The sequence below is a fragment of the Actinomadura terrae genome, assembly GCF_022751215.1.
In the GTDB taxonomy this organism is placed as follows: domain Bacteria; phylum Actinomycetota; class Actinomycetes; order Streptosporangiales; family Streptosporangiaceae; genus Spirillospora; species Spirillospora terrae.
Map to the genome: position 1 here is coordinate 856,149 of NZ_JAICDG010000004.1, position 14,043 is coordinate 870,191.

Below are 14,043 nucleotides of genomic sequence, written 5' to 3' on the forward strand. Positions count from 1 at the left end.
ACGGCCAGACCGCCAACGGCCGACCGCCAACCACCGGCCGAGCGGCCCGAGACCGTGAGCGGCGCCCGGGCCACCGCGCGGCGACGTACTTCCATCCCACCAAGCAGAAGAGGTCTTGAGAGTGACGGACGTGACCACAGAGGGTGGGCACCCAGGCGAGCGGATCGAACCGGTCGACATCCAGGTCGAGATGCAGAAAAGCTATCTCGACTACGCGATGTCGGTCATCGTCGCGCGCGCTCTGCCCGAGGTGCGGGACGGGCTGAAGCCCGTCCACCGCCGCGTCCTGTACGCGATGTACGACGGCGGATACCGGCCCGACCGCGGCTACTTCAAGTGCGCGCGCGTCGTCGGCGACGTCATGGGTAACTATCACCCCCACGGCGACTCCGCCATCTACGACGCCCTGGTCCGCCTGGCGCAGCCGTGGTCGATGCGTTATCCGCTGGTGGACGGCAACGGGAACTTCGGTTCGCGCGGCAACGACCCGGCGGCGGCCATGCGGTACACCGAGTGCCGTATGGCGCCCCTGGCGATGGAGCTGCTGCGCGACATCGACAAGGAGACCGTCGACTTCTCCCCCAACTACGACGGCCGCTCGCAAGAGCCCGACGTCATGCCGTCGCGGTACCCGAACCTGCTGGTGAACGGCTCGGCCGGCATCGCCGTCGGCATGGCCACCAACATCCCGCCGCACAACCTGCGGGAGGTCGCCGAGGGCGTCCAGTGGTTCCTGGCGAACTACGGCGCGTCGGACGAAGAGCTCCTCGAAGCGCTGATCGAGCGCGTCAAGGGCCCCGACTTCCCGACCGCCGGCCTGATCGTCGGACGCAAGGGCATCGAGGAGGCGTACCGGACCGGCCGCGGCTCGATCACGATGCGCGCCGTGGTCGAGGTCGAGGAGATCCAGGGCCGCACCTGCCTCGTCGTCACCGAGCTTCCGTACCAGGTCAACCCCGACAACCTCGCCCTCAAGATCGCCGAGCTGGTCAAGGACGGCAAGCTGGACGGCGTCGCCGACGTCCGCGACGAGACCTCCGGCCGCACCGGGCAGCGGCTCGTGATCGTCCTCAAGCGGGACGCGGTCGCCAAGGTCGTCCTGAACAACCTGTACAAGCACACCCAGCTCCAGGAGACGTTCGGCGCGAACATGCTCGCGCTGGTGGACGGGGTGCCGCGCACGCTGCGCATCGACCAGTTCGTCCGGTACTGGGTCGCGCACCAGATCGAGGTGATCGTCCGCCGCACCCGGTTCCTGCTCCGCAAGGCCGAGGAGCGCGCCCACATCCTGCGCGCCCTGCTCAAGGCGCTGGACCGCATCGACGAGGTCATCGCGCTCATCCGCCGCTCGCCGTCCGCCCAGGAGGCGCAGCGGGGCCTGATCAGCCTGCTGGAGATCGACGAGATCCAGGCGCAGGCCATCCTCGACATGCAGCTGCGCAAGCTCGCCGCCCTCGAGCGCCAGCAGATCATGGACGAGTACGACAAGCTGATGGCGGAGATCGCCGACTACAACGACATCCTCGCCTCGCCCGAGCGGCAGCGCCGGATCGTCGGCGAGGAGCTCGCCCCGATCGTCGAGAAGTACGGCGATGAGCGGCGCACCGAGATCATCCCCTTCGACGGCGACGTGTCCTACGAGGACCTCATCGCCGAGGAGGACGTCGTCGTCACGATCACCCGCGGCGGCTACGCCAAGCGCACCAAGACCGACCTGTACCGGGCGCAGCGGCGCGGCGGGAAGGGCATCCGCGGCGCGCAGCTCAAGCAGGACGACATCGTCGACCAGTTCTTCGTCACGACGACGCACCACTGGATCCTGTTCTTCACCAACAAGGGCCGCGTCTACCGGGCGAAGGCGTACGAACTGCCCGACGCCGGACGCGACTCGCGCGGCCAGCACGTCGCGAACCTGCTGGCCTTCCAGCCGGACGAGCACATCGCCCAGGTCATGGACCTGCGCGACTACGAGGTCGCGCCCTACCTCGTGCTCGCCACCAAGCGCGGCCGGGTCAAGAAGACCGCGCTGCGCGACTTCGACTCGCCGCGCACCGGCGGGATCATCGCGATCAACCTGGTCGACGACGACGAGGTCATCGCGGCGCGGCTCGTCTCGTCCGAGGACGACCTGCTGATGGTCTCCACCGGCGCGCAGGCGATCCGCTTCCGCGCCGACGACGAGTCGCTCCGTCCGATGGGCCGGGCGACGTCCGGTGTGATCGGCATGCGGTTCGAGGAGGACCAGGAGGTCCTCAACATGCTCGTCGTGCAGGATTCGTCCCAGGATGTCCTGATCGCGACCGAGGGCGGCTACGCCAAGCGGACACCGGCGGACCAGTACCCCCGCCAGGGTCGTGGGGGTAAGGGGGTGCTCACCGCTAAGATCGTGCAAACGCGCGGACGGCTGGTCGGGGCGCTGATGGTCGGTCACGACGACGAGGTGTTCGCGATGACGTCCAACGGGGGCGTGATCCGCACCACCGCGGCGGAGATCAAGCAGTCCGGCAGGCAGACCATGGGCGTTCGCCTGATGAACCTCGCGGACGGGGACAGCGTGGTCGCCATCGCGAGGAACGTAGAGTCCATGGTGGACGCAGAGGACGCCGACGGCGAGGGGGGCGACGGTGAGTGATGCGCCCGGCCTCGTCACCGAGCCGCTAGGCCAGGAGGACACGTGAGCACGGAGCCCGGCAAGAGCAAGGGCGGATCCGGCGCGGACGCGGGTGAGGAAACCCCTGCCAAGCGCCCCGGCGGCAAGTCCGGCAAGACCGTCGCCGCCGCCTCCGCCAAGCCCGGCCGGGACGAGGCGACCGTCGACATCACGTCCGCGGACGAGACCAGGACCGACCTCGCCCATATCGAGGACGAGCCCGACAAGTCGGAAGCTCCCGAGGGCGACACGCCGGAGATCGCCCCGATCAAGGACACGACCGAGCCTCCGTCCGACGACCGTCCGGTGACGCTCTCGGACGAGAAGACGACGCGGCCGCCCTCGTCTTCGTCGTCGGGGTCGTCGGGGTCGTCGACGCCGAGGAGCTCGTCCGGCTGGGCGAAACCGGCCGAGCCCTCGGGTGGGTCGCCCCGCGAGCGCACCGAGAAGTCGAGGAAGCCGTTCGGACGTCGCGACACGCCGTCGTCCGGGTCCAATTCCTCGGGGCCCGGCGGGTCGTCCACCTCGTCGAAGCCGTCGGGCGGCGGTTTCGCCGGAACCGTCCTGAAGGACCGTCCCGCGCCTGCGGCTCCGGCGGTGAGCCCCTCCTCCAGCAAGCCCGCGGTGAACGCCAAGCCGGCGCGCAAGGCGCAGCTGCAACTGGCCCGGCTCGAGCCGTGGTCGGTGATGAAGTTCAGCTTCGTGATGTCGGTGGTCTGCTTCGTCGTCCTGCTGGTCGCCGTCACCGTCCTGTACGTGATCCTCGCCGGGCTCGGCGTGTTCGACGCGATCAGCGACACGATCAACAGCCTCACCAAGCAGCAGGGCGAGACCACCGGCGGCGTCGACGCCGGAAGCTGGTTCTCCTTCTTCCGCGTCTTCGGCTACACGGTCCTCGTCGGGGCGCTGAACGTCCTGCTCATCACCGCCCTCTCGACGGTCGGCTCCGTCATCTACAACCTCGCGGCCGATCTCGTGGGCGGCGTGGAGGTCACCCTCAAGGAGGCCGAGTAGGGGGCTCAACGAGCGCTGAGTAGCGCGCTCGGGGAAGATCGAGAGCGCGCCCGCACACCCCCTGCCCGCCGCCCCGCGAACGCCTGAGGACGCCCATGCTGACCAGTGGATCCGCGCGCCGCCGCGATCGCCTAATCGATTTCCGGTTGCCGCGCCGGATGGGGTAACCTCTCGTTGCGCCGCAAGGGCGGCGGCAGTACGGGCCTATAGCTCAGTCGGTTAGAGCGCATCCCTGATAAGGATGAGGCCGGTGGTTCAAGTCCACCTAGGCCCACCAGCTCAGAGCCCCCACCGGATCCCGGTGGGGGCTTTTGACTGTGCTGGTGACGTTCAGCTTTCCGGCGTCACCCCGGCGAGCCCCCGTTCGGGCGATCCGCGATATCGCGGTCGGGAAGTATCGCGATCCACGCCGTGAAGCCGGACGCGGCGAAGCTCGTTCTAATTCAGATCCGCGACCGCGCATTGCGACGTCCGATCGGCACGCCGTCCGCGCCGTCCACACCAAGCCGATCTTCGCCTTGCCCCACGCCCCTCGGGGCGATCTTCCTCAAGGACGTTCGCCCAGGTCGCGCCATCGCCGCCCCCGAGGGCCGGGTGTTTCTGGGAACCTTCACATGACTCCGCTTCCCTGTGGATGACGGTGGACGGAGCGGCAGGCCTGGGGACGGCCCTGCGGACGGCGTGGGGATATCGGTTTCCCCAGGGACTTCAACTCTCTTATCCACAGGCTGTGGATTATTGCGGACATACTTCCGGGCCCACCTCCTGACCAGCGTTGACAGGTGTTCCCCCTGGCGAACGCGATCCAGTCAAGCAGTGGACAACCGGTGGACGGTGCCGATCCACACCTGGGGACGAAAGTTATCCACAGGCTTTGGACGGCGGCTGTTCGGCAGCGGTTCATGAGCGGGGTCGCGCGCGGACAGCTGACGATCATGGAAGGCGATCACGCTCCAGGCGTCCCTGACATGCGTTTATCCAGGAGGAACAGGTGCGACGCCGCCTTCTCGCCCTCGCCACGCTCTCCACCGCCGCGACCGCGCTCGCCGGAACGCTCGCCGCCGCCTACCCCGCCCAGGCCTCGGGCCACGGCGACAAGGGACCGGTGCGGCTCAACCAGATACAGACGATCGCCACGCACAACAGCTACCACCACGAGCTCACCAGCGCGGAGAAGGCCGTCCAAGCCAAACGGGACTCGGGATGGTGGAACCTCGAGTACTCCCACGCGTCGCTGCCCGCGCAGTTCTCCGCGCAGCGGGTTCGCAGTATCGAGCTGGACATATTTCCCGATCCCGAGGGCGGCCTCTACACCAAGCCGATCGTCCGGAGGGAGGCCGGCCTGGGCGAGATCAACGACCCGGACATGAAGAAGCCCGGCTTCAAGGTCCTGCACTGGGCCGACCACGACTACGGGTCGTCCTGCGTCTCGCTGAGCAACTGCCTGAAGCAGGCCCGCACCTGGTCGGACGCGAACCGGGGGCACGTGCCGATCCCGATCCTGCTGGAGTTCAAGTCCACCGACCCCGCGATGGAGAAGCTCGGCGGTCCGCGCAGCCCGCGCTGGGACGGCCCGCTCATGGACAAGCTCGACGCGGAGATCCGCGCCGCGATCGGTGACGACAAGATCATCAAGCCGGACGATCTGCGGCGGCCCGGGCTCACGCTGGAGCAGTCCGTCCTGAAGTACGGGTGGCCTTCGGTGTCGAAGTCCCGTGGCAAGTTCCTGTTTCTGATGGATAACAAGGTTCCTAAACCGCATATCGCGGAGGGGAGCAGGCTTGACCTGGCCAAATCGGGAGAGGGGCGAACCGGTTGATCCTCTCGCCCGTCGCAGAGGCAGCACACAACCGCCCTCGACGCGACGGGACACCCGATGCGTAACCGGCCGCCGTTCCCGCCGCGGTTCCTCTTCTACTACGACCAGGACGCGTCCGTCCCGCCCGTCAGCCGGCCGCCCTCGCCACGGCGGCGCCTTCTCGTCCACGCGGCTTACGCCGCCGTAGGCCCGGCGCTTCTCGCTGCGCTAGTCGTCCTTTCGGGCTTGCTTGTCTAAGACACGCCCTCGCGCGCTTACGAGGTCAGGGCCCGCAGCTCCCGCGCGGCCGGCAGCGTACGAGCCTTGCCGGGGAGAGCTCCCAACATCTGGTCAACCAGTTGTCGCGTGGCCATCACGGGACGAGGACGGTCATGGAGTGATGTGGCAGCCAGGTCAAGGGCCTCGCCTACTTCCCCGCACTGAAGCAGGTTGATAGCGCGCATGAGATGCAGGTTAATAATCGGCGCTGTAGCAGTTGGAGGATAGCAAGCGTGAGAATTGTCCACCGCCGTCAAGGCGCCTTTATCGCCCAAAGTGATGCCGACATATGCCTCATTCCAATACAGTTGACTTACTTGAAAGTCCAGGACGGTCGGCATGTTGGAATTCTGGGGTAGTTGGTCAAACGTACGCTTGAGGCTTTCGATATTATCGCGCGCCGTCTCAGTGTCGCCGTTAAAGGCAGCCATGTAAGCGCCAGCAGCGTAGGCGCGTGCGAGCCCTGATGACGGGACACCATCGGCAATTTCGGCGGCGTCGCTCACCAGAGTCATGACGGTCTCGTGCGAGCCGCCTGCCCAACTCGCATTCTGGGCAGCTCTACCGCGGGCCCAAACCCGTACCCTACGGTCGCCGGACGCATCGGCGGCCCTGCGTGCTGTATACCAGCTTCGCCGTGCTGCGCGATCGTCGCCCATATTGCTGAATATTTCGGCCAGAACGCCGGAAAGTCCCGCGCTTACCCTTAGAAGCCCGGCCTGCTCGCCGGGGGGACGTCCCTTATCCAACAGTTCACCAACGGCGTAGATATCTGCGGCAACGGCGGGGAGAAGCGATTCAAAAGGCCGTCGGTAGATCTGGTGCCCGTAGTCGTAAACGACTTGCTCCCACTCTTCAACATCGGTGTTGAGATCGAGAACGTTGTCGATGTCGGAGAGCAGGGCCTCCAGCTCCCCGGGCGCCACGGCAGCGCCAGTGCTAAGCGCAGCGATAAGTCGGAGTAGTGCGCGGCGTTTCACGTCGTCCTCGGTGTCACCAACGATGCTCGTGTCCACGGTACCCGGCGCGTCGGTGGAAGCCTGCGGGTCAGGCGGAGGGTCGGGGAACAACACTCCACGCGGGATGCCGTACACGGCGGCGTAGGCCGGTGCCCACTGGGTGGGGAACACCTTGCCCCGCTCGTGCTCGGTGACCAGACGGGCGAGGCTCTTGACCTGTTTGGTCGGGTGACGGGTGATATTGGCCGCTTCGCGCAAGCGCCGCGCGGTCTCGAAGGGGCCCCACCCCTGCGCTTCGCGCTCGGCCTGGAGCCGGACCGCCCACGCCGGGCGCTGTTGCTCGCTCATGACCTGCCATCCTTCGCCGCTGGGATGGATCAAGGCATGGGGTGACCCCACACCTTGACCCATTGTCTGTATTCCGCGACGCAGCGCGCAGGGTTTCACTCTGTGTTGCGGGGCCACGCGCCAACCACTCATCCCGTGTGGTCCGACGAAACACTCGGTGCGTGGTCCCGCTCCCCTAGACGCAAGCGGTCCCGGACGCGGTGATCTGACCCACCGGCCGGGACCTCACCGGAAGGAGCTCCGGTTGTGAGTAAGGTACAGCCTCCTGTTGGGGTGCGCTGTTCGGCCACGATCCCGGTACCAGAGCAGACCGCACGGCTCGACGCAGGCCCGATTCAGCGGGCCGAGGCCACGCGGATCGAGTCCTACTTTCTCGGCGTGCTCGTCTGGTTCGGGCACCACACCCGGCGGTGGTGGGCGTACGTGCCCTGGCCAACGCCGGGCCTGGTCGAGGCGAGTACTCCCGATCTGCTGTCCGACGCCATCGCCGCAACGATGGGGTTGCGGAAGGGGACGCGATGACGATGACTTCGCCTTTCCTCGACCAGCAGCTCGCCGCGCTGCGTCGCGAGTTCAACGGCTGGACGATCGTCTACACCCGGCCGGACAGCGAGCCTCCCCGCTGGTGGGCGACACGCGGCGCGCTCGTCCGCGAGCGCCTGGACGAGCGCGGCACCCTCACCACCCGTTCCCCCGAGGAGCTCCGCCGGCAGCTCCGGCGTGTGGAGGCGCACCGGCCGTCGCCCGTCCGGGCAGCGCCGGCCGCATGACTGGGTGCGGCGGCCGCTCAAAGGCGCGGTAGCGGCCGCCGCACCCGCTCGAATGTGCGGGGACGTCTGGCGATGGGTCGCCGTCGACGTCGCCGCACTCTCGGCACGGACCCACCTGCCCGGGTCCGTGCCCGCCGCCCGCCCGGTGGCGCATCAGCGCCGGGCGGGCGGCCCTCCGACGCGCGGCGGCGCGGCTCCTCCCCACCGATTAGACGCGCCGCCGCGCCTATCAATGGGACTGACATGCAAGAGAAAGAGCTGACTGTCGATCCGTGGGGCCCTCTAGATGCGTTGTGCGTGGCGTTGCGGCGCCGAGCGCCGCTAATCACTGCGACGATCGATCTCCCGTATGGAGAAGAACCCCCGGTCGCGGGAGAATACGGTCTCGGCCTCCGACTTCACGTGTCGTACCGGGGAGGCGAAATACGCGGTATCACGTGGGACGGAGACGCCGAGATCTACCGATGGGTGGTTGGCCCCGACCGCGCCAGCAACCTATCCGCCGACGTGGAAGAGACCGTAACGCTGGTCGCCCGGGTGCTAGGCGCCCCGGTGAGTCCGGAACCCGGGAACTGAGACTGGCGCGGGCGGCGGGCCGCATATCGCCGCCCGTTGCGGTCTGGTACTGCTGCACCCGCCGAACCGGGCACATGGTGTGTTGGTGCCCCAAAGACTGCAAATGCGAATGCATTGCGTGTGTCTGTAGAAGTGAACCGGGATGGGCGATGGGACGTCACAGAAGCACGCAACCCCTCGGGAGTCTCCGGATGTACGAGCCGCCCCACCAGCCGCCCGGCCCCTACCAGCCGCCCCCGCCGCCGCCGTCCGGACCGATGCCAGGACCGCCCCTCCCCGGGCCCCACCACGGACGACAGGGCGGCAACCGGCGCGGTTGGATCATCGCCGGCGCGTGCGTGCTCATCCTGCTCGTCCTCGGCGGCATCGGTTCCGCCCTCTCCAACGGCGACGATGACCCGGCCGCCGCCTCGACGCCGCAATCGTCGGCGACGGCGCGCGCCAGCTCGACGCCGCGCGAGGCATGGGAAGTCATCCCCACCAGGCGCCGGGCCGCGTTCCTCTCGTATCTGCGCCGTCTCGACCCCGGCCTGACCCCCACCTCCGCCGGCGCGAAAGCCCGGCCGCTGCGCCGTGCCGTGGACGTCTGCTACGACGTTTACGCGGGCAAGCCGCTGCCCACCGTGCTTGCGAACACGGCGCGTCGGTTCGACGGTGGGCAGGCGTCCGTTCCGCAGGGCAGCGCGAAGGCCCGGCGGATCCTCGCCGCGGCGAAGCGCTGGATCTGCTCGTCTCGGGAGCTGCGCGCGCACTACAACAAGCTGCACCCGTAGCCCCGCCCCCTGAGGCAAGATGACTCGTCCATCAGTTAGGAGAGACGAGAGGGGAGCGCACATGCCGCAGTGGCACGAGCTCGACAAGAACCAGAAGGATGCCGCCCACAGCATCGTGGAGCAGTTGTGGAAGGCGGGCGTCACATCCGCCACCGTTTCGAGCGTCGGCAGGAACCTCGACGACGCCCTGGCATGGAGCGCCGGCGACATCACGTTGCGCGAGCTGTGCGCCCGCGCCCGCTGGGCCGCCCCCCAGCAGACCTGACCCCTTCCATCCCGCCGTGACTGCGGTTACGATGCTTCTTCATAGCTCCCGTGAGGGTTCGCAATATCAGGCGTGGGTGAAAATTCGCAGCTAAGACCTGATTGTTATCGCCCCTCATTAAGGGTTCGCAATATCAGGACGTTCGCGAAGCATTACCGCGAAAACCTGATCTTCATCGCCCCTTGTAGGGTTCGCAATAACCCGATGCGGGGCGGCATGTCGCCGAACACCCGGGTTCTCATCGCCCCGCGAGGGTTTGCAACACCAGCATGAACACGGCCCCGATCCCGAGCGCCTAGCACGAAATCGCCCCCGCCCCTCCGCAATGGAGAGGCAGGGGCGTGCGCCCGGGGACTCGTCGCGCGGTGAGCCTACCGGCGGTAGCCGGGAAGCGTGTCGGGTTCCGGCTTGTTGGGGACGCGCCAGACGCCGAGCGCGACCAGCAGCGCACCACCGATCGTGATCAGCTCGGAGGTGTCGAGCCTGCCGTCATCGGTGGCGGCCTGGACGGTCGCGAGGACCGGCGCCAGACCCGCGATGACGCCCTTCCAGTACGCGGAGATCTTCACCATGGGGGGTTCCTCCTCAGGGATCTAGTGGACGCGCAGGAGGACGGGCCAGGTCTTCGGTCCGACCTCGCCGTCCGCGGTGACGCCGCCCCACTTCTGGACGGCCCTTACGGCGCGTTCGGTCGCCGCGCCGAACGCGCCGTCGACCTTGATTTCCGGGTGACTCCGTGCGAGCAAGAGCCCCTGTACGGTCTCGACGTGCTCGCCGGTCGAGCCCTTGCGGACGAGCGGCAGTTCCTTCAAGAGTTCCTCCATCCATGAGCCGGCGGGCGACCCGGACGAGCCGCCGCCGGAGTAGGCCGGACGTCCGTAGCCGGCGATGACGCTCGACGCGCGCACGCGCCGCATGCACGCATTCGACGTGTTGGCCTCGATCGTCTGAACCCGCCCGCCACCAAGGACCTTCTCGACCACCCCAACGTGGTCGATGGCACCGACCGAGTTGGACGCGCCCCAGTCGAAGAACACGATGTCGCCGGGCCGCGCGCGGTCAACCTCGGCCGTCGTTCCGACATGCCAGCGCCCGACCTTCTGGAAGTCCTGCGCGTGCCACACGGTGTAGGCGCGATCCCCGCCCGGGAGAACGGCGGCCGCGTTGCCGCTGTGCCTGGCCCAGAACGTGACGGCCATGTCGCACCACGAGGCGCCGAGGAACTCGTCGCCGTGCCGGGACGCGTACTCCCGCGTGATCCTGTTCGGTCGCCCTGCCATGCCGAGACTTGCGCGGGCCTGTGCGAGCATCGCCGCGACGGTGCCCATCAGGCACCGTCCCCGGTGTAAACGCCCTCGACCGGCGGCGGCCCGTACAGTCCGGCGAGGACGGCCTCCTCGTCCGGCTCGGTCGCGTCCGCCCCATCGGGCGGCTCGGGAATGGTCTCGGACATGGAGCCTCCTAGCTGGTGATGATTCCGATGACGGCGATACCGCCACTGAGCAATGCCGCAACGGCGGCGATGATGAGCCCGGCGACCGTGAGGCGGCGCCGGGCCTGCTCGCCCATCTCCGCGCGGAGCCGGGCCTCGCGCTCGTCCATCTCTGCGCGGGTGACGGTGGTCCGCTCGACGAGGTCGAGCCGCTCGTCCAACCGGCGCACGTCGAGGGCGAGCTCGTCGACTCGTCGCGCCCCTTGCTGCTGCTCTTGGAGGACGAGCCGGACGTCCCCCTCGATCCTCGCGAGAGCGGTCATCAGCTCACCGCGCAGGAGCGCGAGCTCGGTGGACGGGGGAACCTCGGCCATCAGTCGATCTCGATGCATCCGCCGATGCACAGCTCATCATTGACTGCCCACGTGAACGGCGTTGACGAGGAAATGCCCAAGGCCCCCGCAGGATCCGCCAGAATCCGAATAAACGTCCCAGCCAAAAGGCCCGTAACGGGGTAGCGTTTGGTTACCGACGCGTCCTGAATCCAGCCTGAAACGGACCCCGGAGGATCATTTGACGGATTGAATGGCGGATAGAGTGCCCAGGCTCCGGAACCGAATGTCGTATCAGCGGCCGCCTTCATGTAGGCGCGGAAGAAGCACGTTCCACCGACTTGGACATAGCGTCCGGTGAGGATTCCAGAACCGATAGCGGGGTTCGTAGTCGACCCGGTCCATATCGGAACATAATCCTGCCACTCGGTAATGTCAGTGAACGCTAGCCGTGATGCTGTGAGGCGGTCTCCGGCTTTCCAGAAAGGCATGGACACATCCTCTATAGGGCGATAAAGGTAGGCTGCGCAAGTCGTACATCGGTTCCGGCCCCATGGGCTTTTACTACGCCGTTAATGCTGCGCTCGACAGTCATCGTTTGCGGCGAGGTTGAGTTCGCGGGGACAAGGCGAACGGCCCACGCGTACCAAACATTGGAGGCTGCCGGAGTGCTGCCGTGCCACGCCCACACGGTCGCCTGCGACGCAGAAGCGGGCGCGGTGAAATCAGCCTGGATATGCGTCCACGTTCCCGCGGGCAGTGCGTGTGAGGTGCCGACCGAGGACCCCAGGAAGGCGCCGCCGGCGTCGTGCCAGTTGACCAGGACGAGAATGTTCGACCAGCCGCCGGGCGAATACGCCCACATCATCGCGGTATAGATCGCGCCGGGCGTGATGGTGCCAACGCCGGTGAGATCGGATCCGCCGCCCCCGCCGGCGGACACGCCGTCCGGTGTGATCAGTATTGACCCGGCCGCGCCGAGTTCTGCGTGCACCACGGCGGTTGACCGTGCGACGGTTGCTTGAAAGCCATTCCAACCGGCGATGCTGCTGGAGATAAATGGATTAGCGGTCAGCACCTTGCCGACGGTCGTCACCCTGACCCGCTCCCCGCCGACCATAAGGTCAATTGGCGTCGCTTCGCCTCGGGACGTCCAGGTCGGCCCGGAAGTGGTGGCGACGGAGAGAATTGTGTCGCCGGCCCCCATGGCGGCCGCCAATTCAGACCCGCCGGTGTCGACACGGTCATGCGCGAGGTCATCGACGAGGCCCACACGCCACGGCGACTCTGGAACGGCATTAAGGTCCAGCCGCCAGCGCAATAGCTCGATCGTCTCCGTGTAACCCTCGACGAGTATATGCACATCATCGGGGGGAAGCCACGCCGGCAGACTGGACACGGAAACGTGGTCGCCGAGGTCTAGTTCCGTGACCGCGGGAATGAGGGCCGGAGCCTTGTGGAGTTTGATGCCGAGGCGGGGATAACGGGCCTCGTCCACGGTGCCGACGTGCGTCCGCCACGCGGCGATGTCGGAGAGTTGCTCGTCACGGGCCACATTGAGTGTGACCGATGCGTCATACACCCCGACGCCGTCCGGTGGATCCTGAACCGAAAGCGGGCCGTCCTCGACGACAGAGCGCGCCGAGGAGCCGCCCTCGCGCGTAATCGTCAAATCGTTGACGGTCTGCTGATCGTCATCGATTGGTTCAAAGGGCGCGGCCAACCCTGGTCGACCGTAGCTGAGTTCAACCGCCGTCGGTTGGTTGTAAAGCGACACGCGAGTGCGGTATGCGAGTCCGAGTGTCTCGCGCGGCTCGTAGAGGATTCCGCCGTCTGCGTCTGCGGCCTGTTGCAGCAGTTCTAGGACCGTAGCGATTCGCTGCGGTCCGACGGAAGTTGTTTCGCTTGCGGTGCCAACGAGTGTGAGGGGCACGCCAGTCTCGGCACAAAGCCGCGTGATTCGGGCCCCCGCGCTTTCACTAGCGAAAGCGACCAGAGCGGATCGAATAGGAACTATGAAAGGGTCGGAAATCTCGGAATGGACAGACACGTGACCGATTGTGGCGTCAGTGACCTTACCTCCTGGCGCAACGGCGATCTGAGTGACTCGGCCGACAGTTCGGTTTGTCAAAGTTCCCGGAACGGAGGCCCCGGTCACAAAGCGGTCATGGATCACTACCAGATTCCATTGATAGTTGACGCTACTTCCGGAGGTAGCGAGATCGAGGGCGATGTACATATTCAAACCGTTTAGTTCAGACAACGCCCCAGATGTTTGCAGTAGCGTGCCCTCAGAATTGTAAACACGCATTTCCAGGGTCCCAGACGTAGCCGTCGTGTAGACCAGTTCCCATCGCGACGCTGTTCCTGTACTGGTGACACGCGCGATTACCGCACCGTTGGTGAGGCCCCCCTCGGCAATAGAAAGTAGGAACCGAACCTGAGCTCGTCCGGTGTTTGTGTAGCTGGGGACAGAGCCGGTCCACGTCGACCCGTTCACCGTAGGCAGGGAATCGGATGCAGCGAAAGCGCTAGAAGAGGCCAGGTCGGGCGTGCCCTTGATACTCATGGCAGGAGTGCCAGGAAGGCCGGCGGCGAACCGAGTCGCTAGCGCCCCGTCCTCGCATGGCCAGTACGCGCGTGGTGCTGGGCTGACGGTCGTCATATAGCGGTATAGGACGCTGCGGAGTGGCTTGGCGCCCTGGCTGAGCCGTCGCTTAATTCCGGCTGCTACCAGGGGGACATAGACGTCCTGGCCGCTGACATCCCACTTTTGAGGCCATGAGGAAACCTCGCCGAGGAACCGCACGGACCCGTCCGCAGTGACTCGGATCGGAGTGTTCCGGC

At 66.8% G+C, this 14,043-nt stretch carries 14 protein-coding genes and 1 tRNA gene; 8 read left to right on the plus strand and 7 right to left on the minus strand.

Translation table 11 applies throughout. The annotated features are described in order from the left end of the window. Positions 1–121 precede the first annotated feature (121 nt). The 4 genes from gyrA to K2F47_RS28495 all read left to right on the plus strand — a co-directional run bounded on the left by gyrA (position 122) and on the right by K2F47_RS28495 (position 5,483). The gene (gyrA, locus tag K2F47_RS28480; protein ID WP_308198472.1) at positions 122–2,632 is read left to right on the plus strand and encodes a DNA gyrase subunit A; all 2,511 of its coding nucleotides are present in this window, start codon (positions 122–124) and stop codon (positions 2,630–2,632) included. A gap of 42 nt (positions 2,633–2,674) precedes the next feature. Next, a complete protein-coding gene (locus K2F47_RS41540) occupies positions 2,675–3,664 on the plus strand; it encodes a DUF3566 domain-containing protein (protein WP_242908656.1) in 990 nt (329 codons plus the stop codon). A 200-nt stretch (positions 3,665–3,864) separates the two neighbouring features. Further along, a tRNA-Ile gene (locus K2F47_RS28490) sits at positions 3,865–3,941 on the plus strand. 714 nt (positions 3,942–4,655) lie between these two features. Continuing rightward, positions 4,656–5,483, plus strand: a complete 828-nt coding sequence (locus K2F47_RS28495) for a Ca2+-dependent phosphoinositide-specific phospholipase C (protein WP_242908657.1) — start codon at positions 4,656–4,658, stop codon at positions 5,481–5,483. Positions 5,484–5,737: 254 nt separating this feature from the next. On the opposite strand, the gene K2F47_RS28500 is transcribed toward K2F47_RS28495, so the two are convergent. Then, positions 5,738–7,048, minus strand: a complete 1,311-nt coding sequence (locus tag K2F47_RS28500; RefSeq protein WP_242908658.1) for an XRE family transcriptional regulator — start codon at positions 7,046–7,048, stop codon at positions 5,738–5,740. A gap of 246 nt (positions 7,049–7,294) precedes the next feature. On the opposite strand from K2F47_RS28500, the gene K2F47_RS28505 reads away from it, so the two are divergent. The 4 genes from K2F47_RS28505 to K2F47_RS28520 all read left to right on the plus strand — a co-directional run bounded on the left by K2F47_RS28505 (position 7,295) and on the right by K2F47_RS28520 (position 9,432). Then, positions 7,295–7,570, plus strand: coding sequence for a hypothetical protein (locus K2F47_RS28505; protein ID WP_242908659.1), 276 nt, complete (start codon positions 7,295–7,297; stop codon positions 7,568–7,570). Next, positions 7,567–7,818, plus strand: coding sequence for a hypothetical protein (locus K2F47_RS28510; protein ID WP_242908660.1), 252 nt, complete (start codon positions 7,567–7,569; stop codon positions 7,816–7,818). The genes K2F47_RS28505 and K2F47_RS28510 overlap by 4 nt, the downstream gene beginning before the upstream one ends. Before the next feature lie 914 nt (positions 7,819–8,732). Next, a complete protein-coding gene (locus K2F47_RS28515; protein ID WP_242908661.1) occupies positions 8,733–9,167 on the plus strand; it encodes a hypothetical protein in 435 nt (144 codons plus the stop codon). Between the two features lie 61 nt (positions 9,168–9,228). Beyond that, entirely contained in the window at positions 9,229–9,432 is a 204-nt protein-coding gene (locus tag K2F47_RS28520; RefSeq protein WP_242908662.1) for a hypothetical protein, read from the plus strand. Between the two features lie 371 nt (positions 9,433–9,803). On the opposite strand, the gene K2F47_RS28525 is transcribed toward K2F47_RS28520, so the two are convergent. The 6 genes from K2F47_RS28525 to K2F47_RS28545 are packed head-to-tail and all read right to left on the minus strand — an operon-like array spanning position 9,804 to position 12,973. Continuing rightward, positions 9,804–10,004, minus strand: a complete 201-nt coding sequence (locus K2F47_RS28525; protein WP_242908663.1) for a hypothetical protein — start codon at positions 10,002–10,004, stop codon at positions 9,804–9,806. A 21-nt stretch (positions 10,005–10,025) separates the two neighbouring features. Beyond that, on the minus strand, positions 10,026–10,712 hold the full coding sequence (locus K2F47_RS28530) for a peptidoglycan-binding protein (RefSeq protein ID WP_242908664.1): 687 nt from the start codon (positions 10,710–10,712) through the stop codon (positions 10,026–10,028). 47 nt (positions 10,713–10,759) lie between these two features. Further along, complete coding sequence (locus K2F47_RS40965) at positions 10,760–10,885, minus strand: hypothetical protein (protein ID WP_272497528.1); 126 nt, start codon at positions 10,883–10,885, stop codon at positions 10,760–10,762. An 8-nt stretch (positions 10,886–10,893) separates the two neighbouring features. After that, a complete protein-coding gene (locus tag K2F47_RS28535; RefSeq protein ID WP_242908665.1) occupies positions 10,894–11,238 on the minus strand; it encodes a hypothetical protein in 345 nt (114 codons plus the stop codon). Further along, on the minus strand, positions 11,238–11,687 hold the full coding sequence (locus K2F47_RS28540) for a hypothetical protein (RefSeq protein ID WP_242908666.1): 450 nt from the start codon (positions 11,685–11,687) through the stop codon (positions 11,238–11,240). The genes K2F47_RS28535 and K2F47_RS28540 overlap by 1 nt, the downstream gene beginning before the upstream one ends. A gap of 11 nt (positions 11,688–11,698) precedes the next feature. Next, positions 11,699–12,973 carry a hypothetical protein gene (locus tag K2F47_RS28545; RefSeq protein WP_242908667.1) on the minus strand — a complete coding sequence of 425 codons (1,275 nt, stop codon included), beginning with the start codon at positions 12,971–12,973 and terminating at the stop codon, positions 11,699–11,701. Positions 12,974–14,043: the final 1,070 nt, after the last annotated feature.